The 16,554-nt window shown below is 64.4% G+C and carries 14 protein-coding genes; 4 read left to right on the top strand and 10 right to left on the bottom strand.

Going from position 1 to position 16,554, the window contains the following annotated elements; all coding sequences use genetic code 11:
• Nucleotides 1–27: 27 nt before the first annotated feature.
• The 4 genes from idi (at nucleotide 28) to FRAAU_RS15810 (ending at nucleotide 4,336) form a co-directional block, all read left to right on the top strand.
• The gene (idi, locus tag FRAAU_RS15825) at nucleotides 28–639 is read left to right on the top strand and encodes an isopentenyl-diphosphate Delta-isomerase (protein ID WP_014404530.1); all 612 of its coding nucleotides are present in this window, start codon (nucleotides 28–30) and stop codon (nucleotides 637–639) included.
• Between the two features lie 58 nt (nucleotides 640–697).
• Nucleotides 698–1,846 carry an adenosyl-hopene transferase HpnH gene (hpnH, locus tag FRAAU_RS15820; RefSeq protein WP_014404529.1) on the top strand — a complete coding sequence of 383 codons (1,149 nt, stop codon included), beginning with the start codon at nucleotides 698–700 and terminating at the stop codon, nucleotides 1,844–1,846.
• A 20-nt stretch (nucleotides 1,847–1,866) separates the two neighbouring features.
• On the top strand, nucleotides 1,867–2,988 hold the full coding sequence (locus tag FRAAU_RS15815; RefSeq protein WP_014404528.1) for a glycosyltransferase: 1,122 nt from the start codon (nucleotides 1,867–1,869) through the stop codon (nucleotides 2,986–2,988).
• A gap of 319 nt (nucleotides 2,989–3,307) precedes the next feature.
• Nucleotides 3,308–4,336 carry a GGDEF domain-containing protein gene (locus FRAAU_RS15810; RefSeq protein WP_052317941.1) on the top strand — a complete coding sequence of 343 codons (1,029 nt, stop codon included), beginning with the start codon at nucleotides 3,308–3,310 and terminating at the stop codon, nucleotides 4,334–4,336.
• A gap of 84 nt (nucleotides 4,337–4,420) precedes the next feature.
• Here FRAAU_RS15810 and ilvN read toward each other — a convergent pair whose 3' ends face one another.
• From ilvN to FRAAU_RS15760, 10 genes are all read right to left on the bottom strand, one after another.
• Nucleotides 4,421–4,912, bottom strand: a complete 492-nt coding sequence (gene ilvN, locus FRAAU_RS15805) for an acetolactate synthase small subunit (protein ID WP_014404526.1) — start codon at nucleotides 4,910–4,912, stop codon at nucleotides 4,421–4,423.
• A gap of 16 nt (nucleotides 4,913–4,928) precedes the next feature.
• Nucleotides 4,929–6,722 (bottom strand): biosynthetic-type acetolactate synthase large subunit, encoded by a 1,794-nt coding sequence (ilvB, locus tag FRAAU_RS15800; RefSeq protein ID WP_083841249.1) that lies wholly within the window; start codon nucleotides 6,720–6,722, stop codon nucleotides 4,929–4,931.
• 162 nt (nucleotides 6,723–6,884) lie between these two features.
• Complete coding sequence (gene ilvC, locus FRAAU_RS15795; RefSeq protein WP_014404524.1) at nucleotides 6,885–7,889, bottom strand: ketol-acid reductoisomerase; 1,005 nt, start codon at nucleotides 7,887–7,889, stop codon at nucleotides 6,885–6,887.
• Nucleotides 7,890–7,958: 69 nt separating this feature from the next.
• On the bottom strand, nucleotides 7,959–9,017 hold the full coding sequence (gene leuB, locus FRAAU_RS15790; protein ID WP_014404523.1) for a 3-isopropylmalate dehydrogenase: 1,059 nt from the start codon (nucleotides 9,015–9,017) through the stop codon (nucleotides 7,959–7,961).
• Nucleotides 9,014–9,598 (bottom strand): 3-isopropylmalate dehydratase small subunit, encoded by a 585-nt coding sequence (leuD, locus tag FRAAU_RS15785; RefSeq protein ID WP_014404522.1) that lies wholly within the window; start codon nucleotides 9,596–9,598, stop codon nucleotides 9,014–9,016. The genes leuB and leuD overlap by 4 nt, the downstream gene beginning before the upstream one ends.
• Nucleotides 9,595–11,007 (bottom strand): 3-isopropylmalate dehydratase large subunit, encoded by a 1,413-nt coding sequence (leuC, locus tag FRAAU_RS15780; protein WP_014404521.1) that lies wholly within the window; start codon nucleotides 11,005–11,007, stop codon nucleotides 9,595–9,597. Before leuC ends, leuD begins: the two co-directional genes overlap by 4 nt.
• 43 nt (nucleotides 11,008–11,050) lie before the next feature.
• Complete coding sequence (locus FRAAU_RS15775; RefSeq protein ID WP_014404520.1) at nucleotides 11,051–12,643, bottom strand: 2-isopropylmalate synthase; 1,593 nt, start codon at nucleotides 12,641–12,643, stop codon at nucleotides 11,051–11,053.
• A gap of 403 nt (nucleotides 12,644–13,046) precedes the next feature.
• The gene (gene thrC, locus FRAAU_RS15770; RefSeq protein ID WP_014404519.1) at nucleotides 13,047–14,366 is read right to left on the bottom strand and encodes a threonine synthase; all 1,320 of its coding nucleotides are present in this window, start codon (nucleotides 14,364–14,366) and stop codon (nucleotides 13,047–13,049) included.
• Nucleotides 14,363–15,325 carry a homoserine kinase gene (locus FRAAU_RS15765; RefSeq protein ID WP_014404518.1) on the bottom strand — a complete coding sequence of 321 codons (963 nt, stop codon included), beginning with the start codon at nucleotides 15,323–15,325 and terminating at the stop codon, nucleotides 14,363–14,365. Before FRAAU_RS15765 ends, thrC begins: the two co-directional genes overlap by 4 nt.
• 27 nt (nucleotides 15,326–15,352) lie before the next feature.
• Nucleotides 15,353–16,501 (bottom strand): homoserine dehydrogenase family protein, encoded by a 1,149-nt coding sequence (locus FRAAU_RS15760; RefSeq protein ID WP_014404517.1) that lies wholly within the window; start codon nucleotides 16,499–16,501, stop codon nucleotides 15,353–15,355.
• Nucleotides 16,502–16,554: the final 53 nt, after the last annotated feature.

Genomic DNA, 16,554 nt, shown 5'->3' with positions numbered 1-16,554 from the left:
CCGAGCGGCCAGATTCAGGAGTTTTCATTGACTGTCGAATGTTCAACCCGCCAAGGCCGGACGGCCCAGGCATCGGCACCCATCGTTTCGTTTGACGATGAGCCGCTGGTGCTGGTCGATGCCGCGGATATCGAACTCGGCTTTCTGGACAAGGCCTCGGCTCATCGCGGTCAAGGAACCTTGCACCGGGCTTTTTCGATCTTTATTTTCAACAGCCGCGGCGAGGTGCTGTTGCAGCGTCGGGCTGAAGCCAAGCGATTGTGGCCGGGCTACTGGTCCAATGCCTGCTGCAGCCATCCACGTCGTGGCGAGTCGATGGAGTCGGCGGTGCGACGCCGGCTGGACGAGGAGCTGGGACTGGTTGCTGTCCTGCGCTATCTGTACAAATTCGAATATCATGCACAGTTCGACGAGGATGGTGCCGAACACGAATTGTGCTGGGTCTATGCCGGCCAGGCGGATGCCATGCCGGAGGTCAATCCGAACGAGGTTGCGGAGCTGCGCTATATCGATCCTCAGGCCCTGGATGGCTGGATCAACGATCAGCCTGAGACATTCACCCCCTGGTTCAAGCTGGAGTGGGCACGTCTCCGGCAGGACCATTCCGAACTGTGGAGTCGCTGCGGCGACGCAAACTAGTTAAAATTCCGAGTATTGGGCACCCCATGCTCCCCTGATGCGAGATTGAGAAAACCCTATGGGTATTCCGCTGATCCAAAAATACAAAGTTGCCAAGTACATCATCGGCAAGAAGCTCACGGGCCAGAAACGCTACCCGCTGGCGATGATGCTGGAGCCCCTGTTCCAGTGCAATCTGGCCTGTGCCGGTTGCGGCAAGATCGATTATCCCAAGGAAATCCTCAAGAAGCGCGTCAGCGTCGAGGAGGCGATGGCCGCGGTGGACGAATGCGGTGCGCCGGTGGTCTCGATCCCGGGTGGCGAGCCGCTGATCCACAAGGAAATGCCCCAGATCGTCCAGGGCCTGATCAAGCGCAAGAAGTTCATCTATCTGTGCACCAACGCCATTCTGCTGGCCAAGCACATCGATGAATACGAGCCCTCCCCGTACTTCACCTGGTCGGTGCATCTTGATGGCCTGAAAGAGCGCCACGATGATTCCGTCTGTCAGGAAGGTGTGTTCGAGAAGGCGGTCGAGGCCATCAAGATGGCATTGGCCCGCGGTTTCCGCGTCACCATCAACTGCACCCTGTTCTCCGGCGAAAAGCCCGAGGAAGTGGCCGAGTTCTTCGACTACGCGATGACCCTCGGTATCGAGGCCATCACCGTGTCGCCGGGCTACAGCTACCAGCATGCCCCGCGCCAGGACGTGTTCATGGGGCGGACCCAGAGCAAGAACCTGTTCCGCGACATCTTCCGCCTTGGCAAGCAGCGCAAGGAAAAGTGGGTTTTCAACCAGTCCTCCATGTTCCTGGACTTCATGGCCGGCAACCAGTCCTATCAGTGCACTCCGTGGTCGAATCCGACCTACAACGTGTTCGGCTGGCAGCGCCCCTGCTACCTGCTGGTCGACGAGGGATACGCCAAGTCCTACAAGGACCTGATGGAAACCACCGACTGGGACAAGTACGGCGTCGGCAACAATCCGAAGTGCGACAACTGCATGGCCCATTGCGGCTTCGAGGGCACCTCGGTGGATGACACCTTTGCCCACCCGCTGAAAGCTTTGAAGGTCGCCATGTTCGGTCCTCGCACCGAAGGCTCGATGGCTCCGGATCTGCCGATCCGCTATGGTGACCGCGCCAATGCGACCGCGGTGCATGTGCCGATCACCTCGATCAAGCGTCCGTCGCAGGAAACGGCTGACGTCGACAGCAGCAGCCACTGACAGAAACCGGAGTGACTGGCGTGTTCTGGCAAGCCCATGCGGCATGGCTGTGGGCCTTGCCCCCGGTCCTCATCTGGTTCGGGCTGCTGCTGCTGCCCTGGCTCCCTTGGCGGGTCCGTGAGCATCTGGAGCCGGCCCCGCCAGCGGCGCAGCCGTTGCGTCTGGATCAGCTGACCGTGCTGATCCCCGCTCGCAACGAGGCCGATGTGATCGGTCAGACCCTGGCCGGGCTGCAAGCCCAGGGCCAGGGCTTGCGGGTCGTGGTGATCGATGACCAGTCTACTGACGGCACCGCGGAGGTAGCGCTGGGTTTCGACGGTGTCACGGTGATCTCCGGCAAGCCGCTGCCCAAGGGCTGGGCAGGCAAGCTGTGGGCGCTGGAACAGGGACGGGGCGAAGTGCAGACTCCGTGGACCTTGCTGCTGGATGCCGACATCGTGCTGCAGCCGGGGATGCTGGCTGCCTTGCTGGCCAAGCAGCGCGAGCAGGGTGTGCAGTTCGTCTCCCTGATGGCGGATCTGCGTCGGACCAGTGTCTGGGACCGCCTGCTGTTGCCGACCTTCGTGTACTACTTCAAGCTGCTGTACCCCTTCGCCTTGGCCAATGGCCGCTGGCGCTGGGCGGCGGCAGCGGCGGGCGGCTGCATTCTTGTCGAGACGACGGCGCTGCGGCAGGTCGGTGCCTTCGAGAGTCTGCGTGACGCGCTGATAGACGACTGCACCCTGGCACGCCAGATCAAGCGTGCCGGCCTGCGGACCTGGACCGGCCTGAGTCGGGGAGTGATCAGCCTGCGGCCCTACGGCACGCTGGGTTCCATTCACGACATGGTGGCCAGGTCGGCTTTCACCCAGCTGGGTTATTCGACCCTGCTGCTGCTGCTGGTCACGCTCGTGTTCGCCGCCTCCTACTGGCTGCCGCTGCTGCTGCTGGCCCTGCCTGGTACTCGCGATCTGGCCGTTGCGGCCCTGCTGGCGATGTGGGTCAGCTACCTTCCCACCTTGCGTTATTACCGCATGGCGCCGTGGTGGGGGTTGGCGCTGCCGATCAGTGCAAGTCTGTATCTGGCCATGACCTGGAGTTCGGCCATCCGCTATTGGCGTGGCACCCGCTCACTGTGGAAAGGCCGAAGCTACGAGGCCTGATCCGCGGCGGCCGTGGATGGACGGGACCGGCATCAGCCGGTTGCAGGATCGGCTGCGGCGATATGAATTGGTGTTGTCACATGAGCCGCGCTAGTATCTTTCGCACAAGAGGTGGTGCATACGCCCGCCTATGGTCCGGGCCGAGGTCAGGTCCATGAAGGCTGTGTGTTGGTGAGGTGTTGTTCATGTGGGTTCCTGTGGGCATGCAGATCTGCGCCCGGGTCGTTCCACGTGATGACCGGATCATGCCGCAGCCTGCCCAGGAGATGCTGTGTCAATCAGGTTGCCCAGTACGGCGGCTTCCGAAGAAGCTCCGTCCATGTCTGCGGATCCGGCTGTGCACGAGCTGCGGCCGGAGGAGCGGTTCGTCGACTCCGTGGCCCAGCTGACCTTGCACCGGGATATTGACGCCCTGGACCACAGCCTGACCCTGTCCCTGGCCGAGTTGCTGCGTGCTCGCCATGTGCTTCTGTACAAATGCATGGGCGACGATGGGGTCATGGAGTCCTGGGTGTCCTGCCGTCAAATGGAGGCAGGGCATTACGCGGTTCGTCCAGCTCTGCCAGTCGAGACAGCCGCCTGGCAGACTCGGCTGCGGGCCTGTCAAGATGGCCAGCGCCCCGGTCACTCGGCAGGCGCGGATGGATATCACTACGTATGGACGCCTATCCATAAAGATGGACTTGTTGCAGGCGCCCTGATGGTCGAGGGTGGCGAGCCGTTCGATGCCATATCCAAGGTTCTGGATGGCTTCAGTCGAATCTACTCCAATTATGTCAGCCTGATTCGCGAAGCTGAACGGGACAAGCTTACCGGACTCTTCAATCGCAGCACGCTGGATCGCCAGCTGCAACGACTGCTGGAGCGGGTCGGCTTGACTCATCAGGGGGTGGCGCCGGAGCGGTTGTGGCTGGCGATTCTCGATATCGATCATTTCAAACGCGTCAATGACACGTATGGCCATCTATACGGTGATGAGGTGATTCTGTGGCTGGCGCAGCAGCTGCGATCCAGTTTTCCCGCGCCGAATGCGCTGTTTCGCTTCGGCGGAGAGGAATTCGTGGCCTTGCTGCTGGGCCCGGACGAGGCCGGTGTCGAGACGATGCTGGAGCGGTTTCGGGCGCGGATGGCCGCACATGTGTTTTCGCAGATCGGAACGGTGACCGTCAGCATCGGTTTTGTCGAGGTCAGCACGGCGGGATTTTCGACCCAGGCGCTGGATCTGGCCGACAAGGCGCTGTATTACGCCAAGAAGCATGGCCGCAACCAGGTCCGCAGCTATCAGGGGCTGATCCATGCGGGCGCGCTGGATGGCGGAGTGATGAGCGGCAGTGTCGACCTGTTCTGAACAACCCGTCCTGGCTCTGGCTGCAGCCCATCCACAGATCAGGTGAAGGGCACCGCCGGATGACTGTTCAGGCCCGCTGAAGACTCAATGCAGCTGCAGGGCCGCCGTTCCGCTGCGTGCCAGTACCAGTACTTCGGCGACGGCCTCGATGTCATCCAGGAAGGCACGGACCGCTTTGCCTGTGCCGGCGAACTGAATGCTGGAGACGTCACCGTTGACTGCCACTGGAAAGGCCCGATGTCGGTACAGGCAGGCATCGACAGCATCGCTTCGTCCCTGCGGGCAGCGGACGTTGATGATCAGCAGTTCGGATTCCAGATGGGTCTGTCCGGTGAGATCCTGCACCTCCAGCACATCGACCAGCTTGCGCAGCTGACTCACGACCTGATGCAGTATACGGGTATCGCCATGGGTGGTCAGGGTCAGTCGTGACTGGCTGGGATCGGCGGTCGCGGCGACGCTCAGCGAGTCGATATTGTAGCCGCGGGCGGCAAACAGTCCGGCGACGCGCGCCAGGGCGCCGACTTCATTGTCCAGCAGGATGGTGATGATATGGGGCTGCAGCTGGGTTTTCATGTCATGCTCCGGGGCTTCAAAACATGTTGCTGGGGATGTCGCGATCAGTGTCGGCCGCCGCTGGCGACCGGGACGGGATGAACGGGCCGGTGATCATTTCGGCATAGGCTGCGCCCGGACCGACCATGGGGTAGACGCCGGCATCCGGATCGATCATCACTTCCAGAAAGGCCGGTCCCCGGAAAGCCAGGAATTCGGCGATGCTGGTTTCGATTTCGTCCGGCCGGCTGAGTCTGCGCGCCCACTCGAAGCCGTCGGCCTCGGCCGCCTTGATGAAGTCCTTCTTGTGCAGGCTCTTGTCCGAGGCGGCGAAGCGGCCCTTGTAGAACAGTTTCTGCCATTGCCGGACCATGCCGTCACCGCAGTTGTTGAGCACTACGATCTTGACCGGCAGACCATAGGTCGTGACGGTTTCCAGCTCGCCGATGTTCATGCGGATGCTGGCATCGCCGTCGATATCGATCACCATGGCATCCGGCCGGGCGAACTGGGCGCCGACGGCCGCCGGCAGACCGAATCCCATGGTGCCCATGGCGCCTGAGGTCAGCCATTGCCGGGGCCGGCGGAAGTCAAAATACTGGGCGGCCCACATCTGGTGCTGGCCGACGCCGGTGCTGATGATGGCCTCGCCGCGGGTGACGCGATTGATCGCCTCGATGACTGCATAAGGCTGGATCCGATCGCTGCCGCGGTCGTAGTTCATGGCATGCACGCGCTTGAGTTCGGCCAGATGCCGATGCCATGGTTCCAGTTTCTTGCGGGTGTTCATGTCGGACCCGGCATGGCGTAATTGGTCCAGTGCCGGAGCCAATGCGCCCAGATAATGCCAGTCCACGGTCTTGACCTTGTCGATCTCGGCCGGATCGATATCGAACTGGGCGATAAAGCGGGCGTTTGCGGCAAACCGGTCCGGCAGTCCGGCCACCCGGTCGTCGAAGCGGGCACCCACCACGATCAGCAGATCGCAGTCGTCCACCGCGTAGTTGGCATAGGCGGTACCGTGCATGCCCAGCATATGCAGGGCCAGCGGTGCGGCGGTGTCGGTGATGCCAATACCCATCAGGGTGGTGGTGATCGGCAGTCCGAAGTGACTGGCAAAGGCACGCAGTGCATCGGCGGCATTGGCGGCGACCACGCCGCCGCCGGCATAGATCAGTGGTCGTTCAGCGCGTGTCAGAGCCTGCAGAAAGTCGTTGCATGCGGCCTCGCCCAGCTCACGCCGGGCGGACGCCAGCAATCGCGCGCGGTAGCCTGGCAGCGGCAGCATACTGCTTCCGTCAAAGGGTACTTCGGCATTCTGGATGTCCTTGGGAAGGTCGATCACGACCGGTCCGGGACGGCCGCTGCGGGCGATATCGAATGCACTGCGCAGGGTGGCTTCCAGCTTGTCGGCATCGGTGACCAGAAAGACATGCTTGGCGCAGGCGCTCATGATGTTGCTGATCGGTGCTTCCTGGAAGGCATCGCTGCCGATGGCGGCAGTACCGACCTGCCCGCAGATGACGACCATGGGAATCGAGTCGGACATCGAATCGCGTACCGGTGTCACGGTATTGGTGGCGCCAGGTCCCGAGGTGACGATGGCGACACCGACCTTGCCGGAGGCGCGGGCATAGCCGGAGGCCATGAAGCCGGCAGCCTGCTCGTTGGCGGGCACGATCAGTGACAGCGCCTCCGTGGTGCCCGGATGTTCGTGGTTGTAGCGGTAGATGGCATCGTAGACCGGCAGGATCGCCCCTCCCGAGTAGCCGAAGGCGATATCCACGCCCTGATCGGCCAGCACCTGGACCACGATCTCGGCCCCGCTCATCGTTTTCCCATGGCAGGGATGGACCGCCTCGGTGGCGGTTTCGGTGGTCGTGCGGGGCGGGGCAACAACATTCACAGCGCGGCTCCTGACATGGTCAAGACAGAAATGGGAGGACCTTGCCGCCGGTCCCTTCAAGGTACCGGCGGCAAGGCGGAGACGACCTCAGGCGGGCTTGGCGGCCGGCGCTGTGGCTGACAGCCAGGGCATGCGGGCACGCAGGGCCTTGCCGACCTTCTCGATCGGATGATCCAGATCGGCCTGCTTCAGGCGCTTGTAGTTCGGCAGTCCGGCCTTGTATTCCTCGGTCCAGTTGCGGGCGAAGGTGCCATCCTGAATGTCGGTCAGCACGGCCTTCATGCGCGCCTTGGTGGCATCGTCGACAATGCGCGGGCCACTGACGTAGTCGCCGTATTGCGCGGTCTCGGAGATGAATTCCAGCATCCGGCTGATGCCGCCTTCATAGAACAGGTCCACGATCAGCTTCAGCTCGTGCAGCACTTCGTAATAGGCGATTTCAGGCTGGTAACCGGCCTCGACCAAGGTCTCGAAGCCCTTGATCACCAGTTCGCTGGCGCCGCCGCACAGCACGGCCTGCTCGCCGAACAGGTCGGTCTCGGTCTCTTCCTTGAAGTCGGTGCGGATCAGCAGGGCGCGGGCGCCGCCCAGGCCGGCGGCATAGGCCTTGGCCCGCTCCTCGGCATGGCCGGTCGTATCCTGATAGACCGCGAACAGACAGGGCACGCCCCGGCCGATCTCGAATTCGCGACGGACCAGTGCACCCGGTCCCTTGGGGGCCACCAGCACCACATCGATATCGGCGCGGGGCTTGATCTGGCCGAAATGGACATTGAAGCCATGGGCGAACAACAGGGTGGCACCGGGCTTGATGTTGGGTTCGATCGCGGTGCGGTACAGCTCGGGCTGGACCATGTCCGGGGTCAGGACCGCCACCAGATCGGCTTCGGCCACGGCGGCAGACGGTTCGGCGACGGCAAAGCCGTCCTCGATGGCCTTTTGCCACGAGGGGCCGTCCTTGCGCAGGCCGACGATCACGTCCAGCCCGGAGTCCTTCAGATTCAGGGCGTGGGCGCGACCCTGGCTGCCATAGCCGATAACGGCGATGCGGGCCTGGGCCAGCGGGGCGGTGGTGGCGGGTGTATCGGTCATGATCGGATTTCCTGGATAAATGCTCTGCCGGTGGCAGAGGCAGTGGGCTGGGGTCAGTGGGAGTGATGTTCAGTGACGGTTGTTGCGCAGTGCCTTCAGTACGGCGGTCAGGACCTCGTCGGTACCGGCCTCACCGCCGATGTCCCGCGAATGCGGTCCCTTGCTCAGGACATGATCCACGGCCTTCTCCACGGCCGAGGCCTCGGCATCGAGCTGCAGTGAATGACGCAACAGCAGGGCTGCCGACAGGATGGTGCCGACTGGGTTGGCAATGCCCTGGCCGGCGATATCGGGTGCCGATCCATGGATGGGTTCATACAAGGCATTGCGGCCTTCGCCCAGCGAGGCGGAGGGCAGCAGACCCAGTGAGCCGGCCAGCGCGGCGGCCTCGTCGGTCAGAATGTCACCGAACAGGTTTTCGGTGACCACCACGTCGTACCGCGAGGGCTGGGTCAGCAGCAGCATCGCCATCGAATCGACCAGCTGGTGTTCGACGACGACATCGGGATATTCGCCGGCCAGCCGTTGCACGGTGCTGCGCCACAGGCGCGAGGTCTCCAGCACATTGGCCTTGTCCACCGAGGTGAGATGGCGGCGACGACCGCGGGCCAGCTCGAAGGCGCGACGGACCACCCGCTCGATCTCGGCCTCGGTATAACGGCATTCGTCCGTGGCGAAATCCTTGCCGCGCTGCTTGGCACCGAAATAGGTGCCGCCGGTCAGCTCGCGAACGAACAGGATATCGACGCCCTGCAGGCGTTCATTCTTGAGCGGTGACAGCTCGGCCAGTGCCGGATGTACCTGCAGCGGCCGCAGATTGGCATAGACCTGCAGCGCGGCGCGCAAGGCCAGCAGGCCTTGCTCGGGGCGAACCTTGGCCTGCGGATCCGACCACTTGGGCCCACCTACCGCACCCAGCAGCACGGCATCGGCCTGACGGGCCGCCTCCAGGCTGGCTTCCGGCAGGGCCTGGCCGGTGGCATCGATGGCGGCACCACCGATCAGCTGCTCGTCGATCTGGAACTGGTGGCCGAACTGACGGCCGATTTCATGCAGTACCTCGACCGCGGCGGCGGAGACTTCAGGGCCGACACCATCGCCGGGCAAGGTCACAATCCGGTAGTTCATGCGCAGATATCCCGCTTTTGTTCGTAATCGTTGATCTGTTGACGGTGCTGCAGCAGATAGCCCAGCTGGTCGACGCCGTTCAACAGGCAATGGCGGGCGAAGCCGTCCAGTTCGAAATGGATGTTCCGGCCATCCGCGGTCTGGATGTTGCCGGTCTGGATATCGATATGCAGGCGCTGGCCGGGATGCTGCATCAGTCGGGCGTGCTCGGTCTCGGGCAGAACGATGGCCAGCAGGCCGTTTTTCAGCGCGTTGCTGCGGAAGATGTCGGCGATTTCCGAAGAGATCACGGCCTTGATGCCGAAATCGAGCAAGGCCCATGGTGCGTGCTCACGCGATGAGCCGCAGCCGAAGTTGTGCCCGGCGACCAGGATTTCACAGCCGGCGGCCTGGGGCTGGTTCAGCACGAAATCGGGGTTGTCGCGGCCATCTTCCAGATAGCGCCAGTCATTGAAGGCATGCCGGCCCAGACCCCGGCGCTCGGTGGTGGTCAGAAACCGGGCCGGAATGATGCGGTCGGTATCGATGTTTTCAAACGGCAATACCGCCGTACGGGAATCAATCACGGTCAGCGGCTTCATGCGGCGATCTCCATGGCGTCGTCAGGGGCGGTGATGCAGCCGTGGACGGCGGCCAGAGCGGCAATGCGCGGGCTTGCCAGCACGGTGCGTACACCCGGACCCTGGCGGCCTTCGAAATTGCGGTTGCTGGTGGAGACCACCAGCTGGCCGGGCCCGGCGATATCGCCGTTCATGCCGATGCACATCGAGCAGCCGGCCTCGCGCCATTCGGCACCGGCCTGGCGAAAGACCTTGTCCAGTCCTTCGGCCTCGGCTTCGGCCTTGATCTGCACCGAGCCGGGTACCACCAGCATGCGGACCCCGGTCGCAACCGGTTTGTGGCGCAGCACGGCGGCAGCTTCACGCAGATCCGACAGCCGGGAATTGGTGCAGGAGCCGACAAAGACCACATCGACCTTCTCGCCCAGCAAACTCTGGCCGCTCTGAAAGCGCATGTAGTCCAGCGCCTTGCGCTCCTGCTCGTCACGAGCGTCGGGGACGGCTTCGCCGATGGGGATCACCATGCCTGGATGGGTGCCGTAGGTGATGGTCGGCATCACCTCGCCGGCATCGATATGCACCACGCGGTCATAGCGGGCACCGGGGTCGGAGGCCAGCTCGTGCCAGGCCTGCACGGCACGGTCCCAGTCCGCCCCTGCCGGGGCTTTCGGACGGCCCTGCAGCCAGGCATAGGTGGTCGCATCGGGAGCGATCAGGCCGGCGCGGGCACCGGCCTCGATCGACATATTGCAGACCGTCATACGCTCTTCCATCGACAAGGCTTCGATGGCCTTGCCACGGTATTCGATGACGTGGCCGGTGCCGCCGCCGATGCCGATCCTGCCGATGATGTGCAGGATCAGATCCTTGGCGCCGATGCCGGGTCGCAGCTCGCCGTCGACCTCGATGGCCAGCGTTTTCGGCTTGCGCTGCAGCAGGCACTGGGTGGCCAGCACATGACCGACCTCGGTGGTGCCGATGCCGAAAGCCAAGGCACCGAAAGCACCATGCGTGGCGGTATGGCTGTCGCCGCAGACGATGGTCATGCCGGGCTGGGTGGCACCGTATTCCGGGCCGATCACATGCACGATGCCGCGATGGGCCGAACCCCAGCCATTCAGTTCGATGCCGAACTCGTGGCAGTTCCGTTCCAGGGTGGCGACCTGGCGGGCCGCCTGTTCGGTGACATATGGATGGCTGCCGTCGGGATTGGCCGGCAGGGTCGGGGTGGAGTGATCCAGGGTGGCCAGTACCTGCTGCGGGCGGGCCACGCCCAGACCGCGCTGGCGCAGCTCGTCAAAGGCCTGCGGGGTGGTGACCTCATGGATCAGATGAAGGTCGATATACAGGATGGCCGGTGTATCGGCGGTTTCGGGAACCACCACATGGCGGTCCCAGATTTTCTCGAACAAGGTACGGGGGTAGGTCATGGTTCTGCCTGTGTATGGGAAGGCTTGGGGGTCTGGGCGGCGATCAGGGCGCGGCTCGCCTGGCGGCAGCATCGACCTGGTCGGGCGTGCTGCGCTGGATGCGGTTGATGGCGCTCAGCAGGGCCTGGGCGGCGGCCTCGATGACATCGGTGCTGACGCCACTGGCGCGCCAGTGGCGACCCTGGTGGCTGACGCTCAGATGAGCCTGGCCCTGGGCATCGCTGCCGGCACCGACGGCACGGATCTGGAATTCGGTCAGTTGCGGGCTGAGGCCGATGGCGTCGGCAATGGCTTTCAGGGCGGCATCGACCGGACCGTCACCCTGGGCCTCGCCGCTGATCTGGCGGCCATCGTCATGGTGCAGGCCGATCGTGGCGCGGGCCCGGCCACCGAGATCCGAATGGGTGCTCAGCCGTCCAAGGTGCCAGGGGCCGACGGCGTCCGGATCCTGGCCCAGGGCCAGCGCGATCAGATCATCGTCGTGCACTTCGCTTTTGCGGTCGGCCAGAGCTTTGAAACGGCTGAAGATATCCTCCATCGCCGCTTCGTCGGGCTGCTGGCCCAGCACCTGCAGGCGCTGGCGCAGGGCGGCGCGGCCGGAATGCTTGCCCAGCACCAGTCGGGTCTCGGCGATGCCGACGTCCTGCGGCGTCATGATCTCGTAGGTGCCCCGGTGTTTCAGCATGCCGTGCTGGTGAATCCCGGACTCATGGGCGAAGGCGTTCTCGCCGACAATGGCCTTGTTGCGCGGCACGGACTGACCGGTCAGCTGGCTCAGCAGGCGCGAGGCCGGATACAGCTTGCGGGTGTCGATGCGGGTCTGCAGGCCGTAAAGCGGCGAGCGGACCTTCAAGGCCATCACCACCTCTTCCAGCGAGGCGTTGCCGGCACGCTCGCCGATGCCGTTGATGGTGCATTCGATCTGGCGGGCGCCGCCGGCGACGGCCGCCAGGCTGTTGGCAACGGCCATGCCCAGATCATCGTGGCAATGGGCCGAGAATATCGCCCGCCCTTGGTGCCGGACCTCTCGGTACAGCTGGCGGAACAGGGCTTCGACTTCCGCTGGGGTGGTGAAGCCGACCGTGTCGGGGGCATTCAAGGTGCTGGCACCGGCAGCAATCGCGGCATTGAAGACTTCGATGAGATAGTCGGGCTCGGTACGCAAGGCGTCTTCAGCCGAAAATTCCACTTCGTCACAGTACTGCAGGGCGCGTTCGATGCCGCTGCAGGCCAGATCGATCACTTCGGACTTGCTCTTGCCCAGCTTGAATTCGCGGTGCAGCGGGCTGGTCGAGAGAAACACATGGATTCGAGAGCGATGGGCTCCCTCCAGAGCGCGGCCGGCGGCCTCGATATCGGCGGCCTGGCAGCGGGCCAGGGCGCAGGCCGTGGTATTGCGCAACTGGCGGCTGATCTCGGCGACGGCGGCGAAGTCGTCCGGCGAGGCGGCTGGAAAACCGGTCTCCATCACATCCACGCCCAGCGATTCCAGCATCTGGGCCATCCGCAGCTTGGCCTGGCGATTCATGGAAAAGCCGGGAGCCTGTTCGCCGTCACGCAAGGTGGTATCGAAGATGCGGACCTGCTGGCTGGCTACGTCACCCGGGGGGGCGGTGCTGGAGGAGTCGGTGGTCATCACGAGGGGATCCATATGATCTGGGGGGGAAATGCAGGGCCAAAAAAAAACCCGCTTCCGTTGCCGGAGGCGGGTTTTGGTTGTCTGGTTCAGGTGGTTTTCGCTTTACCTGGACAGTCGCCCTCAGCCCGCTCCTCCGCTGGTAATAAGGAGTACGAGTACGAGGGCAAGAAGCTGCAGGGCACGCGCGGACGTACCGGCAACGACCGCGATGAAGCGGGTGCTGGAAACGTCGGAAGGGCGGGTGCGAGAGAACATAGGCATCGAACTTAAACCTCTCGCATGGCGGCTGTCAATAGCTGGTTTCACCGGGGCGGAAACGGATCCGGAGCGGCTGTTCATGCCGACCTATCCGCCTTCCGCAAGGACGTATGGCCTTCCATGGCCATATTTTCCCCAGACTTCACTGATCTGACGGGAAGGCACGCAGGCAGGCAGCGAGCATCGAATCGGAGGGCGGTATCGACCTGGCGCGGGCAGGACGGTCCAGCATGGTCTGCAAAGCAGGCGGAACAGCCACCGGCCGGCTGATCAGGGGTTCGATCACGGTTTCGAACTTGGCCGGATGCGCGGTGGCGACCAGGGTCCAGGGGCGGTGATCGGCCGCCTGGCGCAGGCGATCCAGCACGGCGGCCGCGGTCGAGGTATGCGGGCACAGCAGCTCGCCGTCATCGAGGGCATGGCGCTTCAGGCTGGTCATGATGTCCGCATCATCAATGCTGAAGGCGCGCAGATGCCGGCGCAGCAGCTCTTCCTCCGGGAAGGTCCAGCGCAATCGCTCGAAATTGCTGGGTGCACCGACGTCCATGGCATTGGCCAGAGTGGCCACGGCCTCGCGAGGGCGGTAGTCCTGGCCGTCGAAATAGTCCGGCAAGGTGCGATTGGCATTGCAGCTGAGCACGATCTCGCCGATCGGCAGGCCCATGGCGCGGACCCAGGTGGCGGCCAGCGCATTGCCGAGATTGCCGGTGGGAATGATCAGGTTCAGGAGACGTCCTTCGCGCTGCCATTCCTGCAGGCAAGCCTGGGCGTAATAGGCCATCTGCGGCAGCAGCCGACCCAGACTGATGCTGTTGGCCGAGGACAAGGGCACGTCGGCTTGCAGCCGGCCATCATTCAGGGCGGCCTTGACCATGCGCTGGCAGTCGTCGAAGCGGCCGGTGACCTTGAGGGCCTGGACATTGCCGCCGAAACTGCCCAGCTGATGGGCCTGACGTGGTGATACCTTGCCGTCCGGATACAGGATCATCACCTGCAGCCCGGGCAGACCATCGAAGGCGGCGCCGACTGCCGCGCCGGTATCACCGGATGTGGCTACCAGGATGGTCAGCGGGCGAGCGTCGGCGCGGGGCAGGCGACGCAGACAGGCGGCCAGAAAGCGGGCACCAAAATCCTTGAAGGCGGCCGTGGGGCCATGGAACAGCTCCAGCACCTGCGCTTCGCCGAAACCCAGAGTCCGCAGCGGAGCCTGGAAGGTGAAGGCTTCACGGCAGATGGCGGGCAGTTCGACCTCCAGCGGATCGCCGGCAAAAAACGGCTGCAGCAGCTGACAGGCGGTTTCGGCCAGATCGGCCCCGGCGGCAAAGTCGGCCGGATGCTGTCGCGGCAGTGCGGCCGGGACATAAAGGCCGCCGTCCGGCGCAAGTCCTGCCGCGATGGCCTGGCTCAAGCCGGCGCTGACGGTGGCATCACGGGTGCTGTGGAAGACCATGGGGCGGCTCATGCGGCCACCTCGCAGGCCGATTCCAGCAGGCAGGCGGCCGGCCCGTTGATGGCCGATACGTGGCGATCGCTGTCCAGGCCGCCTTCGGCAAAAGCTGCCGCCATGGCGGCAGCGGCCTTGTCGGCATCTGCCCGGGTGGTATACCAGCCAAAGACGCTGGGACCGCCACCGGCGATGCTGGCGCCAAGGGCGTGATGGTCCAGCGCGGCCTGCTTGACGCGATGAAATTGCGGGACCAGAGCCGCACGCAGGGGTTCGACCAGAACATCTTTCAGGCCTTCACGGACCAGTTCCGGGTCGGCCTGATAGCAGCCGGCCAGGACCAGGGCCAGGTGGCTGCTCTGGCGCACAAAGACCGGCAGGTCGAAATCACGTTCCAGCGCGGCACGGGCCTTGCGGGTTTCCAATACGTGATGGGGGTGGACCACCGCGCAATGCCACTCGGCCGGCACCGGAATCCGCAGCAGGCGATCCCGGGTGGCCAGCGCCAGGCCGCCAGTCAGCATCGGGCCGACATTGTCGCCATGGCGGCTGCCGCTGGCGACGGCCTCGCCTTCCATCGCAAAGCCGTACAGGGCCTCGTGTTGGAGGGGGCGGTCGAGCAAGGCATTGGCCGCGACCAGGGCCGCGACGCAGGAGGCAGCCGAACCACCCAGGCCGGATCCCAGCGGGATGCCCTTGTCCAGAGCCAAGGCGAAGCCGTGCTGAATGCCCAGTGCCTTGCGCAGTGCCAGCAAGGCCATGCCGGCGGTATTGTGGCGCGGATCGGTGGGCAGGTCAGGCGCGCAGCCACGGATGGCGGTGATGACCACCTCGGGGCGATCGATGCGACTCACCGTGGCGATGTCCGCGGGGCCATCGATGCTGTGACCAAGGATGTCGAAGCCCACGGCGACGTTGCCGAGACTGGCACTGGCACGAGCCCGGGCGGTACGGGGGAAGGGAACGGAGATGGACATGGCAGCAAGTATCCGGGACGGCCTGATTCAGGCGTGGGCGGGCAGGGCGTGGGCGATCTGCAGCAGATCGCCGAAGACACCGGCGGCGGTGACCTCGGGACCGGCGCCGGGGCCCTGGACGACCAGAGGGTTTTCACCATAGCGGGCGGTCGTGAACTGCACGATATTGTCCGTCAGCCGGGTATGGGCGAAGGGATGCGAGGCCGGCAGCACCTGCAGACTGACCCGCGCGCCTTCCTGCGGGTCGAAGCTGGCGACATGGCGCAGCACGCCACCGCCTGCACGGGCTCGGGTCAGTGCCAGGTCCATCGGCGCATCCAGTGCCTCCAGCCGTTCAAGAAAGGCTTCACAGGACAGGGCGGCCAGTTCGGCCGGGACCAGGCTTTCGATCCGTACATCTTCCAGTGACAGCGGGTGGCCGGCTTCGCGAGCGAGAATCACCAGCTTGCGGGCGACATCGATGCCGGACAGGTCATCGCGCGGGTCCGGTTCGGTATAGCCCAGATCCCGGGCCTCCCGCAGCAGCACGGAAAAAGGCCGCGTTCCGTCATGCCGGTTGCACAGCCAGGCCAGGGTACCGGAGAACATGCCTTGCACGGACCGCAACTGATCACCGGTATCGAGCAGGCTGCGCAAGGTCTGGATCACAGGCAGACCGGCTCCTACGGTGGCCTCATAGCGCAGGCGGGCGCCGCTGTCACAGGCACGACGGATTTCCAGCCAGCGAGGCAGTGGTCCGCTGACCGCCAGTTTGTTGGGCGTCACGATATGCATGCCGGCTTTCAGCCAGGACGGGTAGCGGGCGACGACCAGCTCGCTGGCGCTGCAGTCGACCAGCAGGGCGGCATCGGCCCGCCGGCTTTGCAGGTAACTGGCAAACTCCTCGAGATCCGCGGGTCGCCAGGTCTGGGCGGCGTCCTGGCGATGGTTCAGTTCCGGATCATCGCAGTCCAGCCACATCCGTTGGCGACCGACCACGGCTGGCAGTTGCAGGTCCAGTCCGGCTTCGTGCCACAGCCGGGGTCGGGCCGCCTCCAGTTGCTGCAGAAGGCAGCTGCCGACCCGCCCCGGGCCGATCACGCCGACGGCCAGCGAGCGCGGTCCGGTGGGTGGCAACGGGGGGACCGCCTTGGCGGCGATGATCGGATCGGGCAATGTCTGGGCGAAACGCGTCACGGTGGTCTCCTTGGAGGCCCGTGCTCGCTGTGGTGGGGATCTGGATTCGACCG

Source organism: Frateuria aurantia DSM 6220 (assembly GCF_000242255.2).
GTDB lineage: Bacteria > Pseudomonadota > Gammaproteobacteria > Xanthomonadales > Rhodanobacteraceae > Frateuria > Frateuria aurantia.
The sequence above is the reverse complement of the archived record's forward strand: the minus strand, read 5'-3'. Positions and strand labels throughout refer to the sequence as shown.